Raw genomic sequence first — 15341 nt, forward strand, 5'->3', positions numbered from 1 at the left:
TTCCGGACAACACGACTCCCGGGCGGTGATCGACGGTGCGAAGGCTCGGCCTCACCCTGGCGGTACTCGCGGTCGGCGCGACCGTGCTCACCGCGTGCAGCAAGAACACCGGCGGCCCCACCGACCACGCCACGCACGCGGCGCAGACCAGCGCGGTCGACGCGGATCCGGCGCACTCGCGCGGCCCGGCGAAGCCGGTGCCCGGCGCCCGCCGCGGCGGCACCCTGTACGCGTTGCAGGAGCAGGACTTCGAGCACCTCGACCCGCAGAACGTGTACATCGCCGACGCCGAGTCGGTCGGCCAGCTGCTGTCCCGTTCGCTCACCACGTACCGGGAGGACGGGTCGGGCAAGCTGACGCTGGTCGGCGACCTCGCCACCGGCCCCGGCACCGACGTCGACCACGACTGCCGCGTCTGGCGCTACACCCTCAAACCCGGTCTCCGGTACGAGGACGGCAGCGCGATCACCGCCGCCGACGTGGCGTACGGGGTGGCCCGGTCGTTCTCGCCGGACGTGAACCACGGGCCGCACTACATCCAGCAGTGGCTGGTCGGCAGCATGGACTACAACGCGAAGTACAAGGGGCCGTACGACGGGGGAGCGGCGCTGCCGCCCGGCGTGACCGTGCAGGGCGCCCGGCAGCTCACGTTCCGGTTCCCGAAGCCGGCGTGCGACATGCCGTTCGCCGGAGCCTGGGGTACGACGGCGCCGGTGCCGCGGTCGAAGGACGGCAAGCCGCTCGCGCTGGACACGCACCCGTTCTCGTCCGGCCCGTACAAGATCGCGAAGTACACCCGGGGCACGGAGCTGGACCTGGTCCGCAACACGTACTGGGATCCGCGCACCGACCCGATCCGGCACGACTACCCGGACAGGGTCGTCACGCAGATCGGTGCCACGGACGTCCAGCAGTCGCAGCGGATCCTCGCCTCCCGCGGCACCGACGCGGCCACCGTCGCCCGCGCGAACGTCCCCGCCGAGCTGACCCCCGTCGTACAGCGGAACGCCGGCGCCCGGAAGCGCGTCGTCACCGGCATCACGCCGTACGTCTCGTACCTGAACATCAACACCGAGCGGGTCACCAGCCTCGCCGAACGCCAGGCCATCGAGTACGCGTTCAACCGGCGCGGCTACCTCCAGGCGGCCGGCGGCGACACCGCGGGCGAGCCGGCCACCACCATCGAGTCCCCGCTCGCCATCGGCTACCACCGGTACGACGCGTACCCCGGCGGCACGTCCGGCGACCCGGCGAAGGCGAAGCAACTGCTCGGCGGCCGTCACCCCAAGCTGGTGTACGCGTTCACCAACACCGAGCTGGGCCAGAAGCAGGCGACCGTGGTCCAGCAGTCCCTGGCCCGCGCCGGCTTCTCCGTCGTACTCCGGCCCGTCGACAAGTCCAGCTACTACCACCAGGTCGGGCTCCGCCACGCCGGGTACGACATCTTCGTGACGCAGTGGGGCGCCGACTGGCCGAGCGGGTCGACGATCATCCCGCCGCTGTTCGACGGGCGGGCGATGGACGCCAACGGCAGCTGGGTCTGGCTGGACCGCGACGACATCAACACCAGCATCGACCGGATCTCCGCGGAGAGCGCGGCGAAGGCCGGCGCCGACTGGGCCAAGCTCGACGAGCACATCATGCGGGCGTACGCCCCGGTCGTGCCGATCTACTACACCCGCAGCTACTCGCTGGTCGGCGACAAGGTCGGCGGCGTGTTCCTGAGCGCGTTCGTCGGCGCCCCCGTCTACTACAACGCGTACGTGCGGGCCTGACCGCCGGCAACGGCGCCGATTCCCGGAGTACCGATGCGGCACACGATTCGGAATGGGAAATGCACCGGCGAGTCACCGCCGCGCCATTGTCCCGCCCCTTTCGGCGTACTCCCGCGGCCCGCTTCGGATATCCCGGGTGACGCCCGTTCAGCGGCGAATGACGAGGCCCTCGATGCGAACGAAGAGACTGCGCTCGATGGAGTCGTCGGTGAGCGGGTCGATACCGTCGAGATAGACCCAGCCCGATTCGCCGGAGGGGCGCACGGCGCTGACCCGGAACCAGTAGCTGTGGGCGAAGTGCGGCCCGGCGGACGGGCCGATGAGAACCGTTTCGCCGGCGCGGGGAAGTTCTCCGCAGACGGCGCTCATGGACGGTGTGTCCAGCACTGGGCGGCGGTGCGAACGGCCATCGCGGGGCCCTCCTTCGCCAAGGCCGGGCCCGCGGTACGGACGGGCCCGGCCGGCCTGATCACGGGCGCCGCCGCCTGGTCTGGCGAAACGACGGCGCCCGTGCGTACGTGAACCGGCGAGTGGGACGTTTCAGATGGCGATGCCGGTCCAGGACAGTGTGCTCGTAACCGGCCCAATACGCAACTCCCGATTTTAGTCCGAGGTGTTGATCAGTCGTACCGCTTGCGACTCGGCATGTCGCGAAGATGGCGCGGACTGCCCGCCTTGGAGCACCATGTCCCCATGTCGACCAGGACAAGTCCCACCGTCAAGCGCCGCCGGATCGCGTCCGAGCTGCGCCGGCTGCGTGCCGGTACCGGAATGTCGGCCGAGGAGGCCGGTCGGCGTGTCGGCCTGAGCAAGTCGGCCATCAGCCGGATCGAGAACGCCGAGTCCACCGGCCAGGTCGCCACCGTCGCCGCCCTCATGCGCCTGTACGGGGTGGCCGACGAGGACGTCGAGCAGATCGAGGTGATCGCCCGCCAGGCACGTACCCGGGGCTGGTGGCAGCGCTGGAACGACGTGCTCCCCGCGTGGTTCGACACGTACGTCGGGCTGGAGTCGGAGGCGAGCCACATCTCCGAGTACGAGCCGCAGCTGGTGCCGGGGTTGCTGCAGACGGCCGACTACGCACGGTCGGTCATCCGGGCCGAACACCCGGACGACACCGTCGAGGAGGTCGAACGCCGGGTCGAGCTGCGCCTCCAGCGCCAGCACGCGGACGACCCGCCGAAACTGTGGATCGTGCTGGACGAGGCGGTACTGCACCGGATCGTGGGCAGTCGGGAGATCATGCGGGCGCAGCTGAAACGCGTTCTCGACACCGCTCAGCGACCGGGCAACGACATTCAGGTGTTGTCCTTCGAGGCGGGCGAACACGGGTCGATGGGTTCCGCTTTCTTCATTTTGCGGTTTCCCGACCCTCGTGACACTCCGTGCGTGTACCTGGAGAACCGAGCGGGTAGCCTCTATTTGGAGGAAGTCGACGAGGTTCAGCAGTACACGACGCTGTTCGACCACTTGCGGGCGACTGCGCTCGGTGTGCGCAGATCCGAGGAGATGATCTCCGAGGCAATCAACAGGCTCTAGAGACCTTGGGCCTGCCGAACCTAGAGAAAGGAGCGCGGGATGTCCTCGCCAGACCTGGCCCGCGCCCTCTGGCGCAAGAGTACCCGGAGCAACGGCTCGGGTGCATGTGTCGAGGTGGCACGGAACCTGCCCGGAATTGTCGCTATCCGAGACAGCAAGGATCCGCAGGGTCCTGCGCTGGCGGTGGCGCCGAGCCAGTGGGCGTCGTTCACGGCCATCGTCAAGGGTGGAGATCTGGACGGCTGAGCCGTTCGGAACGGCAGCGGCCGGTCGCGCACCGCGGCCGGCCGCTGCCGTGCCCGCCGGGGATATGTTTGCGCAGAGCACGTACTCCTCGGAGGCTGACTGATGACCGACCTGCCCGCCCGCCGGCTCCTGCTGGTACACGCCCATCCTGACGACGAGGTGATCGGCACCGGCGCGACCATGGCGCGCTACATCGCGGAGGGCGCCCACGTCACCCTCGTGACCTGCACGCTCGGCGAGGAGGGCGAGATCCACGTACCGGAGCTGGCCCAGCTCGCGGCGGACCAGGCCGACCAGCTCGGCGGGTACCGGATCAGCGAGTGGCGGGCGGCGACCTCGGCGCTGGGGTTGACCGACGGGCGGTTCCTCGGCGGGGCCGGACGGTTCCGCGACTCCGGCATGATGGGTACGCCGGCGAACGAGAACCCGCGGGCGTTCTGGCAGGCCGACCTCGACGCGGCGGCCGGGCTGGTCGCCGACGTGATCCGGGAGATCCGCCCGCAGGTCGTCGTGACGTACGACCCGAACGGGTTCTACGGGCATCCGGACCACATCCAGGCGCACCGGGTCGCGATGCGCGGCGTGGAGCTGGCCGCCCCCGACTGGCAGGTCGCCAAGGTGTACTGGACGGCCGTGCCGAAGAGCGTGCTGGCGGCGGGGATGAAGGAGTTCTCGGAGACCACGGACAACCCGTTCGCCGAGGTGTCCAGTGTGGACGATCTGCCGTTCGGCTCGCCGGACGAGGAGATCACCGCCCGCATCGACGGCTCCGCGTACTCGGCGGCCAAGGCCGCGGCGATCCAGGCGTACCCGACGCAGATCCCGCCGACGAACTGGCTGAACTCGATGGCCGACGCGGGCGGCGAGGCGCTGGGCGTGGAGTACTTCCGGCTTGCGGTGGGGACGCGGGGGCCGGGCGAGGAGTGGGAGGACGACCTGTTCGCCGGGATCGACGAGGGGCGGCCGGCCGGGACCGGCGCCACCCGGGCTACGCTGCGCGGGTGAGCGACCGGCCGCACCAGGACGACCAGCGGACCGTGCCGTCCGGACCGACGGCTCCGACGGGTTCCGGGGCGCGGGCGCTGGACGTCGTACTGCGGATCGTCGGTGGGGTCGTCGCGGTGTGGGGCGGGGTGCTGACGGCGCTGCTGGAGGCGTTCCTGGTGCCGCTGCGGATCGGCGGCGTACGGATCCCGTTCTCGCTGCTGTTGGCGGTGGTCTGCAACATCCTGCTGATGCTGTTCGCGCGGGCGGCCACCGGGAACCGGTTCGTGGCGCTGCTGCCGGGCATCGCCTGGTTCGTCGTGACGATCGTGCTGAGTGGACAGACCGCCGCCGGCGACACCGTACTCGTGGGAAACGACTGGATGCCGATCGCGCTGCTGCTGGTGGGCGCCGCGTCGGTGACGGTCGGCGCGTTCCTCGTGGTGGTGCGGCGCCCACGGTGATGCGGTCTTGCCGGACACAGGTTCGGTGTGCATCCTGACGGCACGTTCCTTGAGGAGAGGACACACCGTGCTGCGTCACCGCTGGACACCGGTCCTGGCCGTCGCGCTGGCCCTGTTCGTGATCAACGCGCTCGGCCGGCTGGTGGTCCTGATCGCCGGCGTCAAGGCCGACGACCAGATCGTCCAGGCCGCCCTGTACTCGATGGTCGCCATGGCGCTGGTCGCCGGCTATGCCGGGTTCCGGTGGATGCGACGGTACGAGACGGTCCGGGTGGTCGGTGAGGTCGGCTCGGCGATCATCCTCGGCTGCCTGCTGACCACGCTGGTCGGCCCGCTGATCGTCGGGCTGAACCCGTTCGAGGGCGGGTCGGGCATCTTCCTGCGGCAGCTCGGCCTGTGCGCCGCCATCTGCGTACTGGGTGCGTTCGTCGGGGCGCTGATCGTCCTGGCGATGGGGCAGGACCGGCGGTCGCGGGCGTGGAAGTACCAGGAGGAGCGGGCGCGGGCGAAGCCGCGCCGCGTCGCCAAGCGCTGAGCCGCCGGTCAGGGCGCCGTGCGGTAGTGGTACCCGTGGTGCAGGCGGAAGCCGAGCCGGTCGTACAGGGTGCGGGCGGCGGTGTTGTCCTCCTCGACCTGCAGTACCACGGTGTGGGCGTGGTCCATGGCGTGCTCGGCGAGGGCGGCCATGACGTGCCGCGCCAGACCCCGCCGGCGGTACTCGGGGACCACCTCGATCGCGGACAGCAGGGCGTGCCCGTCGGCGGTGGCGGCGCGGCCGATCGCGGCGAGCGTGCCGTCGTCGGCGCGTACCTCGGCGAACGTGGGACCGCCGCCGGTCAGTACGGTGCGGGCCGCGGCCGGGGTGCCCTTGCGTGCGCCGAACAGCGCCAGCCACTCCGCGGACGGCTCCGCCGCGTACGTCACGGGCGGTAGCCCGGTGGGCGCGGCGCCGCGTACCCGGTCGATCGGGGCGGTGAGCAGCAGCGTCGGCGCCTCGCGGAGCCAGCCGCGGTCGGCGAGCAGCGCGTCCAGGTCGGCGGCCTCCCCGTCGGCGAGCTGCGCGCGGGGCGGCAGGCCACGCTCGGCGTACCAGGTGGTGGCGGCGTCGGCGGCGGCCGCCAGCGGCAGGCCGGGGTCGCCGACCGGGAGCAGCGAGTTGGCGCGGCGGGTCCAGCCGGCGGAGGCGCGCAGCAGCCAGTCGCCCAGCGGCGCGGTCTCCACCGCCGGCCAGGTCGCCGCGCCGACACGTTCGAGCTCGGCGGTGGTGGCGCGGCGCCGGCGCGGCGGTACCGGCTTGGCGGCGGCCACGTCGGCGACGGCGATGCGGGCGTCCGGCCCACCGCGGTCCGGGCGTACGACGAGGTGGGTGGGGTCGGCGGCGACCAGCTCACCGATCGTGTCCGCGTACCGCGGGCGGCCGGCGGCGGTGTCCACCACTCGGCGCACGACGACCCGGCGGCCGATGTCGGCGCTGGTCAGGCTGTGTCCTCCCACGGGTAGCAGCCTCCCACATCGTGGGGTGTACCCCGGGAGTCGGCACCCGCCGGGGCGGGATACTAGGCTTGCCGACGGCGGTCGAGGACTGTGCACCCGTTGGCTGCTGGAGCGGAGAGGACGACCCGTGACCTACATCATCGCCGAGCCGTGCGTTGACGTGATCGACAAGGCCTGCATCGAGGAGTGCCCTGTCGACTGCATCTACGAGGGCAACCGGATGCTCTACATCCACCCGGACGAGTGTGTGGACTGCGGGGCCTGCGAGCCGGTCTGCCCGGTTGAGGCCATCTTCTACGAGGACGACGTGCCCGAGCAGTGGCGCGACTACATCTCCGCCAACTACGACTTCTTCGACGACCTGGGTTCGCCCGGCGGCGCGTCGAAGGTCGGCAAGATCGAGAAGGACGCGGGCGTGGTCGTCGGGCTGCCGCCGCGGGAGAACGCGCACTGAGCGTGCCCGATCGATCCCCGGGTGGTCGCGTCTCGGCGCGGCTGCCCGACTTCCCGTGGGACCTGCTCGCGCCGTACGGGCGGACCGCACGCGCGCACCCCGACGGCCTCGTGGACCTGTCCATGGGTACGCCGGTGGACCCCGTACCGGACGTCGTCCGTGCTGCCCTGACGGCCGCCTCCGACCTGCCCGGGTACCCGTTGACCGCGGGTACGCCGGCGCTGCGTGCGGCGATCACGGAGTACCTGGGGACGCTCGGGGTGGCGGGTGTCGACGAGTCGGCGGTGCTGCCCACGATCGGGTCGAAGGAGCTGGTCGCGGGGCTGCCGGCGCAGCTCGGGCTCGGACCGGGCGACCTGGTCGTCACGCCCGAGCTGGCGTACCCGACGTACCGGGTGGGTGCGTTGCTGGCGGGGGCGCGGTGCCTGGCGCGGGACTCGCTGACGTCCCTCGGGCCGGAACGCGTGTCGCTGCTGTGGGTCAACTCGCCCGCCAACCCGACCGGCCGGGTGCTGCCCGTCGCGCACCTCCGCAAGATCGTCGAGTGGGCGCGGGCCCGCGGCACCATCGTCGTCAGCGACGAGTGCTACCTGGAGCTGGGCTGGTCCGAGCGGCCCGTCTCCGTGCTGCACCCCGACGTGACCGACGGCGACCACACCGGCGTACTCGCGGTGCACTCGCTGTCGAAACGGTCCAACTTCGCCGGGTACCGCGGTGGGTTCGTGGCCGGCGATCCGGCACTCGTCGGCGAACTGCTCGCCGTACGGAAGCAGGCCGGGCTGATCGTGCCCGGACCCGTACAGGCGGCGATGGTCGCGGCGCTCACCGACACCGCGCACGTCACCGAACAGCGCGCCCGGTACGCGCGGCGCCGCGACCTGCTGCGCACCGCGCTGGTCGGGGCGGGGCTGCGGATCGAGCACTCCGAGGCCGGGCTGTACCTGTGGGCCACCCGCGACGAGGACTGCTGGCGCACCGTCGAATGGTTGGCGTCACTGGGAATCCTCGTCTCACCCGGCGCCGTGTACGGGGACGCCGGCGCACGGCACGTACGGGTGGCGTTGACCGCGCCGGACTCCCGGGTGGCGGCGGCGGTGCGGCGGCTGGCCTGAGGTGGCCACCCGCGTCGGTCGGCCCGTCGCCGACCGACGTTGCCGCTCGTTCCGCGCGGATGCGGTGCTGTGGAGCGGTTCCGCACTGAGACGACTCGTCGGTTTCCCGTGCCGGGGCTTGGGGGTGCGAGAGAGGACAGCGCTCTCTCCTGCCCAAGGGGACTCCGCCCCTTGGGATCCCCACAAGTAGGCAGATGCTTTCGCATTCGCCTCTGTACACCGACCCAAGTCCCTGTGACCTGACGGAACCTGGGCCGGTTCCCTTGCGCTGTTTGCGCTTGCGCCGTTCCGGGGGTTACTGGGTGTGGAGGGCCGGGTTGAGGGTTATGGGGGTGTTGGTGGTGCGGGGGCGGGCTTCGAGGGCGCCGGTGACGGAGTTGCGCCAGAGCAGCAGGTTGTCGTGGCCGGAGAGGTCGCGGGCCTTGACGGTGGTGCCGTCGGGGAGGGTGAGCTTGGCGGCGGCCGTGACGTACGTGCCGGCCTCGACGACGCAGTCGTTGCCGAGGGAGATGCCGATGCCGGAGTTCGCGCCGAGCAGGCAGCGCTCGCCGATGGTGATGACCTCCTGGCCGCCGCCGGACAGGGTGCCCATGATGGACGCGCCGCCGCCGACGTCCGAGCCGTCGCCGACGACGACCCCGGCGGAGATGCGGCCCTCGACCATGGACGTACCGAGGGTGCCGGCGTTGTAGTTGACGAAGCCCTCGTGCATGACGGTCGTGCCGGGGGCGAGGTGGGCGCCGAGGCGTACCCGGTCGGCGTCGGCGATGCGGACGCCGGAGGGGACGACGTAGTCGGTCATCCGGGGGAACTTGTCCACGCCGTACACGGTGAGGCGGTGGCCGGCGCTGCGGGCGGCGAGCCGTACGGTGTCGGCACGGTCGGCGGCGACGGGGCCGAGGTCGGTCCACGCGACGTTGGCGAGTACGCCGAAGATGCCGGTGAGGTTCGCCTCGTGCGGCCGGATGTGCCGGTGCGACAGCAGGTGCAGCCGCAGGTACGCGTCGACGGTGTCGGCGGGCGGCTCGGCCAGCGACCCGATCGCGACGGCGACGGCGACGGTGCGGACGTTCCGGACGGGGTCGCGGCCGAGGCTCTCCGCGAGCGCGGCACCGAGCCCCTCGGTGGCCGCGGCGGCGTCGAGCTGGGCGCTGCCCGTGCCGTCGACGGCGAACGGGGGCTCGCCGAGCCCGAGCTTGTCGGTGGGGAACCAGGTGTCCAGGATGGTGCCGCCGGCGTCGACGGTCGCGATCCCGACGCCCCAGGCGGAAGTCTGCTTCGTCACGGCCACCACCGTACCGGCGCAGGTCGGCGGGGCCGTCGGGCGGCGTCGTGGCGTTCGGCTCAGTGGTACGGCGTGGCGCGGACGCCACGTCGCGAGGGCCGTAGGGTACGCGGGCGTGGAGACCTTGAGTGCGGCGACGGTGGCGGATCCGGTCGAGTTGACGCGGGCGCTGGTGGACATCGAGTCGGTGTCCGGGGACGAGGAGCGGATCACCGACGTGGTGGAGGCGGCGCTGCGCGGCGCCGGCCACCTCGCGGTCGAACGTGACGGCAACGTACTGCTGGCCCGTACCGAGCTGGGGCTGGGGAAGCGGGTGGCGCTGGCCGGGCACCTGGACACGGTGCCGATCGCGGACAACGTGCCGGCCCGGATCGACGGCGACGTCATGTGGGGCTGCGGCACCAGCGACATGAAGTCCGGTACGGCGCTGGCGCTGCACCTGGCCGTCACCCTCGCCGACCCGCGGTACGACCTGACGTACGTGTTCTACGACTGCGAGGAGATCGAGGCCGAGCGCAACGGCCTCAACCGCATCTCGCGTACCCGGCCGGAGTGGCTCGCGGCGGACTTCGCGATCCTGCTGGAGCCGACGTACGGGGAGGTCGAGGCCGGTTGCCAGGGCACCATGCGCGCCAGCATCACCACCACCGGGGTCCGCGCGCACGCCGCCCGGAGCTGGCTGGGCAGCAACGCGATCCATGCCGCCGGCGACGCCCTCGACCGGCTCCGACGGTACGAGGCGCGGCGGGTGACGATCGACGGCTGCGAGTACCGGGAGGGGCTGAACGCGGTGCGCATCGCGGGCGGGGTGGCCGGCAACGTCATCCCGGACGAGTGCGTGCTGGACGTGAACTTCCGGTTCGCGCCGGACCGCAGCGAGGCGGACGCGGAGGCGCACCTGCGCGAGGTGTTCGACGGGCTGGACGTGACGGTGACCGACTCGGCGCCGGGCGCGCTGCCCGGCCTGGCGGACCCGGCGGCGGCCGAGTTCGTGGCGGCGATCGGGCGGCCGGCGCGGGCGAAGCTGGGCTGGACGGACGTGGCGCGGTTCGCGGCGGCCGGCGTACCGGCGCTCAACTACGGCCCCGGCGACCCGAACCTGGCGCACAAGAAGGACGAGCGCGTCGAGATCCCGCGGATCCGTACCGGGGCGGCGGCGCTGCGCCGCTGGCTCGGCCGCTGACGTCCGGGAACCGGGACCGCCGCCCGCGCGTCGGAGGTACATGCGGATCCGGGCGATCGCGGTCATCGCGGTACTGATCGGCGCGGTCGGCGCGCTGGGTGTGGCGGCACCGTGCGCGGCGTGTTCGTGCGCCGACGTACCGGTGGCGGAGCTGACGCGGACGAGTACGGCGGTGTTCAGCGGCACGGTGCGGGACGTGACGGACGTGGACGACGTACGGCTCACCACGTTCGCCGTCGGCACCGTGTACCGGGGCGCGGTGCACCGTACCGAGGCGGTGGCCAGCGGTACCGAGGGCGCGTCGTGCGGGCTGGAGGTCGTGCCGGGCCGGCGGTACACGGTGTTCGTGCGGCGAGACGCCATGTTCGAGGCCCCGACGTACGGCGCGCGCTTCGCCGCCGGCCTCTGCGACGTACGCCCCGGCGACGTGGCGCCGGGCCCCGGCCGTCCACCGCTGGCCGGGGCGAACCTCGCCCGACCGCCCGCCCGGTACGACACGGTCGGCCCCGCCGGGCTCGGTGCCGGCCTGGCCCTCGTCCTGCTCGCGCTGCCCGCGACGCTCGCCTGGCGCGGCCGCCGCCCGTGACGACCCGTCCCGGTACGGCGGGCGGAGGCGGGCCGGTGTCCCGGGACGGGCCGCCAGGCGGGGGCGGCGTGAACGGCCGGGTGCGGGGCGAGACGCGCGGGCGGGCCCCGCGGGGCGGCCCGGCGGTGCGCTCTACCGTGGTGGGCATGAGCGCAGACGGTGACCCCTCGACCCCCCGGCCCGACGGCGGCCCGGACCGACCGGCGACCGCCGGCGCGAGCCGGGACGGCGCGACGAAGGGCCGCAGCTGGCAGCGCGGACCGGTGACGCTGCGCCGGGGCGAGCTGCCGCGGAGCATGACCGACCAGCGGCTGCTCGACTCCCGCGGGCCGGTCGACTGGGTGCACACCGACCCGTGGCGGGTACTGCGGATCCAGTCCGAGTTCGTGGAGGGTTTCGGGGCGCTCGCCGAGCTGGGGCCGGCGGTGAGCGTGTTCGGCTCGGCGCGTACGAAGCCCGACTCGGACGAGTACCGGATGGCGGAGGAACTGGCGGCGGCCCTGGTGAGGGCGGGGTACGCGGTGATCACCGGCGGCGGCCCCGGCGTCATGGAGGCCGCCAACAAGGGCGCCAGCCAGGCCGGCGGCACGGCGGTCGGCCTGGGCATCGAGCTGCCGTTCGAGCAGGGCCTCAACGAGTGGGTCGACCTCGGCATCAACTTCCGGTACTTCTTCGTCCGCAAGACCATGTTCGTCAAGTACGCGCGGGCGTTCTGCGTGCTGCCCGGCGGGTTCGGCACGCTCGACGAGCTGTTCGAGGCGCTGACGCTGGTGCAGACCCGGCGCGTCACCCGGTTCCCCGTGGTCCTGCTCGGCACCTGGTACTGGCAGGGCCTGCTCGACTGGCTGCGCGACACGATGCTGCCGGCCGGCAAGATCAATCCGGCGGACCTGGACCTGGTACACCTGACCGACGACATCGACGACGCGGTGGCCCGGGTGGTCGAGTCCGACGCGGCGCTCGCCGAACGACAGGTCGAGCTGGAGGCGGGCCAGCCGCCGGTGGAGGGCTGACATGGCTGCGATCGCGGTGTTCTGCGGGTCCTCGACCGTCGTGGCGAAGACCTTCCTCGACCTGGCGTACGAGGTGGGCTCGGAGGTGGCGCGGCGCGGGCACACGCTCGTGTCGGGTGGCGGCCGGGTCGGCATGATGGGCGCGGTCGCGGGCGGCGCGCGCGCCGCGGGCGGCCGTACGGTCGGGGTCATCCCCGAGGTGCTGTACGGCCGGGAGGTCGCCGACACCGACTCGGCGGAGCTGATCGTCACCGCCGACATGGCCGACCGGAAGAACCGCATGGTCGAACGTTCGGACGCGTTCGTGGCGCTGCCCGGCGGCATCGGCACGATGGACGAGCTGTTCGAGGTGTGGACGACGGCGCACCTCGGCCTGCACGACAAGCCGATGGTGCTGCTGTCCCCGGACGACTTCTACGCCGGCCTGCTGTCCTATGTGGACAGTCTGGTCGAGCACCGGTTCCTGGGTGCCGGCGCCCGCGCCAAACTGCACGTCGTACAGACCGCGGCCGCCGCGCTCGACGTGGTGGAGGCCGCGCTGTAGCCCGCCGCGCCGGGAGGCGTCCGCGGCAGGCGCCACGTCCCGCCGTCTCGCGTCGCGTCACGTACTACCGGGCCGCGGCACGTCGGGCCGCGTCAGGCGAGGCCGCGGCGGGCGTCACGTCCGGCCGGCTCGCGTCGCGTGTTACCGGGGCGCGGCACGCCGCCGCGCCGGGCCGTCTCAGGCGGGGTCGCGTCAGGCCAGGCCGCGGCGTACGGCGGCGGGCTGCCGGTCGCCGCGGATCGTGGCGACCATGTCGAGCGCCTGCCGGGTGGCGCGGACGTTGTGGGCCCGGAAGACCCGCGCGCCGAGCCAGGCGCTCACCACCGTGGCGGCGAGGGTACCGGGCAGGCGCGCGTCGACCGGCAGGTCGAGCGACTCGCCGACGAAGTCCTTGTTGGACAGGGCGACCAGGACCGGCCAGCCGGTGGCGACGAGTTCGCCGAGGCGCCGGGTGAGTTCCAGGGAGTGCCGGGTGTTCTTGCCGAAGTCGTGCGCCGGGTCGATCAGGATCCCGTCCGGGCGTACGCCGAGGGCCACGGCCCGGTCGGCCAGCCCCGACACCGTCTCCAGTACGTCGGCCACCACGTCGTCGTACGCGGGGCGGTGCGGCCGTACCCGGGGGGCGAGGCCACCGGAATGCGAGCAGACCAGGCCGGCGCCGGTCGCCGCGGCCACCTCGGCCAGCTCCGGATCGGCGCCCGCCCAGGCGTCGTTGAGCAGGTCCGCGCCGGCCGAGACGGCCTGCCGCCCCACCTCCGCCCGCCAGGTGTCGACGGAGATGACGACCGACGGGTGCCGTTCCCGGATCGTCGCCACGAACGGTACGATCCGCCGGATCTCCTCGGCCTCGTCCACCTCGGCGCCCGGCCCGGCCTTGACACCGCCGATGTCGACGATGTCCGCACCCTCCTGTACCGCCCGGTCGACGGCGGCCAGCGCCGCCTCGGTCCCGAACGTGGCGCCCTGGTCGTAGAACGAGTCCGGGGTCCGGTTGATGATGGCCATGACGGCCAGCTCGTCCGCGCCGAACGTACGCCGGCCCAGCCGCAACGCCCGTCGCCGCACCTCGTCGTCCACTGGCCCTCCCGTCGCTGGCTTCCGCGGGTGACCGTACCCGGGTCGTGCCGGCGTGCTCGGCGTGCCACGATTGCCGGTATGCGCGAGATTCTCCTCCTGCTCGTCGTGGCCCTGGTGGCCGCCGGCATCGTGTTCGGTGTCGCCGTGCTGCTGACCGGGCGCGACCGCGGCATGGCACCGGCCGAGCCGGACGAGCGCTCCCGGCGGCTGCCCGGCGACCGGCCGCTCGACGAGGAGGACCTCACCGAGGTGCGCTTCGACACCGTCGCCCGGGGGTACCGGATGCGCCAGGTCGACACCGCGCTGTCCCGCGTCGCGTACGACCTGGGGTACAAGCAGGAGCTGATCACGGCGCTGGAGGCCGAGGTCGCGGCGCTCCGGGAGGGGCGGGCCGAGGACGCGGACCTGCTCCGGGACCGCCGGCTCGCCGCCCGCGGCCCGCTGACCCCGACCGCGCCCGCCCAGCCCGCCCAGCCCGCCGAGCCCGCCGAGCCCGCGCCGGCCGGCGACCGGCCCGACACCGAAGACGCCGCGTACCCGACGCCGGTCGCGGACGCCGCCGACGCCGCGGATGCTGCGGACCCGACGCCGGTCGCGGACCCGGCGGATGCCGCGGAAGCTGGCCACAGCACGGATCCCGCCACAGACGCCGAGGACGCCACGGATCCGGCTCCGGTCGGGGATGCCGCGCACGCTGGGGAGCCGGACGACGCGACGGTGGTCGAGGCCGCGCCGGTCGACGCCGGAACGCCGACCGCGTCCGGTACGGACGACGATCCGGTCGCGACACGAGACGATCCTGCGGCGGCGATCGAGGATCCGGCAGTGACGGGGAACGGGACGGTCGCTGCCGACGATGCTGCCGACGGCCCGGTCGGCGCGGACGCCGCGACGAGCGACGTGGAACGTCCGTCCGGTACGAACGGTCGGCGTGGCGCGTCGGCGCGGCGTGGTGCCGTCGCCCGGCGGCGGTGAGCCCGGTGGGTACGCGTCGCTCGCCGGACCTGCTGGTCGGCGCGGACGGGCTGGGCCGGTGCCCGTGGGCGGGCAGCGCCCCGGAGTACGTCGAGTACCACGACGGCGAGTGGGGCCGGCCGGTGCGTACCGATGACGGGATGTTCGAACGGTTGTGCCTGGAGGCGTTCCAGTCGGGGCTGGCGTGGATCACGATCCTGCGGAAGCGGCCGGCGTTCCGGGCGGCGTTCGCGGACTTCTCGATCGCGACGGTCGCCGAGTTCGGCGCGGACGACCGGGCGCGGCTGCTGGCCGACGCCGGGATCGTCCGCAACCGGGCGAAGATCGACGCCGCGCTGCACAACGCGCGGGTGGCGCGCGACCTGCCGGAGGGCCTGGCCGAGCTGATCTGGTCGCACCGGCCGGCGCGGAAGCCGCGGCCGGTGCGGTTGGCGGACGTACCGGCGACGACGCCCGAGTCGGTCGCGCTGGCGAAGGCGCTGAAGAAGCGCGGGTTCCGGTTCGTCGGCCCGACCACGGCGTACGCGTTGATGCAGGCGGCCGGGATGGTGGACGACCACCTCGCGGGTTGCTGCGTGCCCCGGTCCGCCGCCTGATCCGCGCACCCGGC

17 protein-coding genes and 1 pseudogene are annotated in these 15341 nt (G+C 73.1%); 14 read left to right on the forward strand and 4 right to left on the reverse strand.

All coding sequences use genetic code 11. The features are described 5' to 3' along the window. Positions 1-35 precede the first annotated feature (35 nt). Positions 36-1775: an ABC transporter substrate-binding protein gene (locus tag Aru02nite_RS13145; protein ID WP_203657771.1), complete on the forward strand. Its 1740-nt coding sequence runs from the start codon at positions 36-38 to the stop codon at positions 1773-1775. Positions 1776-1922: 147 nt separating this feature from the next. Here the strand turns inward: Aru02nite_RS13145 and Aru02nite_RS13150 are convergent, their stop codons facing one another. After that, positions 1923-2144: a hypothetical protein gene (locus tag Aru02nite_RS13150; protein ID WP_203657772.1), complete on the reverse strand. Its 222-nt coding sequence runs from the start codon at positions 2142-2144 to the stop codon at positions 1923-1925. Positions 2145-2468: 324 nt separating this feature from the next. Here Aru02nite_RS13150 and Aru02nite_RS13155 point away from each other — a divergent pair, with 324 nt between their 5' ends. The 5 genes from Aru02nite_RS13155 (at position 2469) to Aru02nite_RS13175 (ending at position 5543) form a co-directional block, all read left to right on the forward strand. Then, entirely contained in the window at positions 2469-3314 is an 846-nt protein-coding gene (locus Aru02nite_RS13155; RefSeq protein WP_203657773.1) for a helix-turn-helix domain-containing protein, read from the forward strand. A 39-nt stretch (positions 3315-3353) separates the two neighbouring features. After that, complete coding sequence (locus Aru02nite_RS13160; protein WP_203657774.1) at positions 3354-3560, forward strand: DUF397 domain-containing protein; 207 nt, start codon at positions 3354-3356, stop codon at positions 3558-3560. A 102-nt stretch (positions 3561-3662) separates the two neighbouring features. Then, entirely contained in the window at positions 3663-4565 is a 903-nt protein-coding gene (gene mshB, locus Aru02nite_RS13165; RefSeq protein ID WP_203657775.1) for an N-acetyl-1-D-myo-inositol-2-amino-2-deoxy-alpha-D-glucopyranoside deacetylase, read from the forward strand. Continuing rightward, positions 4562-5008, forward strand: a complete 447-nt coding sequence (locus Aru02nite_RS13170) for a hypothetical protein (protein ID WP_203657776.1) — start codon at positions 4562-4564, stop codon at positions 5006-5008. The genes mshB and Aru02nite_RS13170 overlap by 4 nt, the downstream gene beginning before the upstream one ends. Positions 5009-5075: 67 nt before the next feature. Further along, positions 5076-5543 carry a hypothetical protein gene (locus Aru02nite_RS13175; RefSeq protein WP_203657777.1) on the forward strand — a complete coding sequence of 156 codons (468 nt, stop codon included), beginning with the start codon at positions 5076-5078 and terminating at the stop codon, positions 5541-5543. 8 nt (positions 5544-5551) lie between these two features. On the opposite strand, the gene Aru02nite_RS13180 is transcribed toward Aru02nite_RS13175, so the two are convergent. Next, a complete protein-coding gene (locus tag Aru02nite_RS13180; RefSeq protein ID WP_239076653.1) occupies positions 5552-6502 on the reverse strand; it encodes a GNAT family N-acetyltransferase in 951 nt (316 codons plus the stop codon). A gap of 127 nt (positions 6503-6629) precedes the next feature. Here Aru02nite_RS13180 and fdxA point away from each other — a divergent pair, with 127 nt between their 5' ends. Continuing rightward, a complete protein-coding gene (gene fdxA / locus Aru02nite_RS13185; RefSeq protein ID WP_030449117.1) occupies positions 6630-6956 on the forward strand; it encodes a ferredoxin in 327 nt (108 codons plus the stop codon). A gap of 2 nt (positions 6957-6958) precedes the next feature. Continuing rightward, positions 6959-8068, forward strand: a complete 1110-nt coding sequence (gene dapC, locus Aru02nite_RS13190; RefSeq protein WP_239076654.1) for a succinyldiaminopimelate transaminase — start codon at positions 6959-6961, stop codon at positions 8066-8068. A gap of 295 nt (positions 8069-8363) precedes the next feature. Here dapC and dapD read toward each other — a convergent pair whose 3' ends face one another. Then, entirely contained in the window at positions 8364-9353 is a 990-nt protein-coding gene (gene dapD / locus Aru02nite_RS13195; RefSeq protein WP_203657779.1) for a 2,3,4,5-tetrahydropyridine-2,6-dicarboxylate N-succinyltransferase, read from the reverse strand. 115 nt (positions 9354-9468) lie between these two features. Here dapD and dapE point away from each other — a divergent pair, with 115 nt between their 5' ends. The 4 genes from dapE to Aru02nite_RS13215 all read left to right on the forward strand — a co-directional run bounded on the left by dapE (position 9469) and on the right by Aru02nite_RS13215 (position 12679). Beyond that, complete coding sequence (gene dapE, locus Aru02nite_RS13200; protein ID WP_239076655.1) at positions 9469-10536, forward strand: succinyl-diaminopimelate desuccinylase; 1068 nt, start codon at positions 9469-9471, stop codon at positions 10534-10536. A 40-nt stretch (positions 10537-10576) separates the two neighbouring features. Then, positions 10577-11122, forward strand: coding sequence for a hypothetical protein (locus tag Aru02nite_RS13205; RefSeq protein WP_203657781.1), 546 nt, complete (start codon positions 10577-10579; stop codon positions 11120-11122). A gap of 146 nt (positions 11123-11268) precedes the next feature. Continuing rightward, on the forward strand, positions 11269-12135 hold the full coding sequence (locus Aru02nite_RS13210) for an LOG family protein (RefSeq protein WP_203657782.1): 867 nt from the start codon (positions 11269-11271) through the stop codon (positions 12133-12135). Between the two features lies 1 nt (position 12136). Beyond that, positions 12137-12679: an LOG family protein gene (locus Aru02nite_RS13215; RefSeq protein ID WP_203657783.1), complete on the forward strand. Its 543-nt coding sequence runs from the start codon at positions 12137-12139 to the stop codon at positions 12677-12679. A gap of 192 nt (positions 12680-12871) precedes the next feature. On the opposite strand, the gene folP is transcribed toward Aru02nite_RS13215, so the two are convergent. Next, complete coding sequence (folP, locus tag Aru02nite_RS13220; RefSeq protein ID WP_203657960.1) at positions 12872-13684, reverse strand: dihydropteroate synthase; 813 nt, start codon at positions 13682-13684, stop codon at positions 12872-12874. A 150-nt stretch (positions 13685-13834) separates the two neighbouring features. On the opposite strand from folP, the pseudogene Aru02nite_RS36615 reads away from it, so the two are divergent. Next, positions 13835-14362, forward strand: a pseudogene (locus Aru02nite_RS36615) (DivIVA domain-containing protein); the annotation flags it as partial. Positions 14363-14736: 374 nt separating this feature from the next. Then, entirely contained in the window at positions 14737-15327 is a 591-nt protein-coding gene (locus Aru02nite_RS13230) for a DNA-3-methyladenine glycosylase I (protein ID WP_275408624.1), read from the forward strand. Positions 15328-15341: the final 14 nt, after the last annotated feature.

Origin of the sequence: Actinocatenispora rupis (assembly GCF_016861975.1) — a bacterium.
Taxonomy (GTDB): domain Bacteria; phylum Actinomycetota; class Actinomycetes; order Mycobacteriales; family Micromonosporaceae; genus Actinocatenispora; species Actinocatenispora rupis.

What these genes read in the sequence shown, in the direction of transcription:
- Aru02nite_RS13210 (WP_203657782.1), top strand. Translation starts at nt 11,269, where the DNA reads ATGAGCGCAGACGGTGACCCCTCGACCCCCCGGCCCGACGGCGGCCCG.
- Aru02nite_RS13160 (WP_203657774.1), top strand. Translation starts at nt 3,354, where the DNA reads ATGTCCTCGCCAGACCTGGCCCGCGCCCTCTGGCGCAAGAGTACCCGG.
- mshB (WP_203657775.1), top strand. Translation starts at nt 3,663, where the DNA reads ATGACCGACCTGCCCGCCCGCCGGCTCCTGCTGGTACACGCCCATCCT.
- Aru02nite_RS13155 (WP_203657773.1), top strand. Translation starts at nt 2,469, where the DNA reads ATGTCGACCAGGACAAGTCCCACCGTCAAGCGCCGCCGGATCGCGTCC.
- Aru02nite_RS13215 (WP_203657783.1), top strand. Translation starts at nt 12,137, where the DNA reads ATGGCTGCGATCGCGGTGTTCTGCGGGTCCTCGACCGTCGTGGCGAAG.
- Aru02nite_RS13150 (WP_203657772.1), bottom strand. Translation starts at nt 2,144, where the DNA reads ATGAGCGCCGTCTGCGGAGAACTTCCCCGCGCCGGCGAAACGGTTCTC.
- Aru02nite_RS13205 (WP_203657781.1), top strand. Translation starts at nt 10,577, where the DNA reads ATGCGGATCCGGGCGATCGCGGTCATCGCGGTACTGATCGGCGCGGTC.
- folP (WP_203657960.1), bottom strand. Translation starts at nt 13,684, where the DNA reads ATGGCCATCATCAACCGGACCCCGGACTCGTTCTACGACCAGGGCGCC.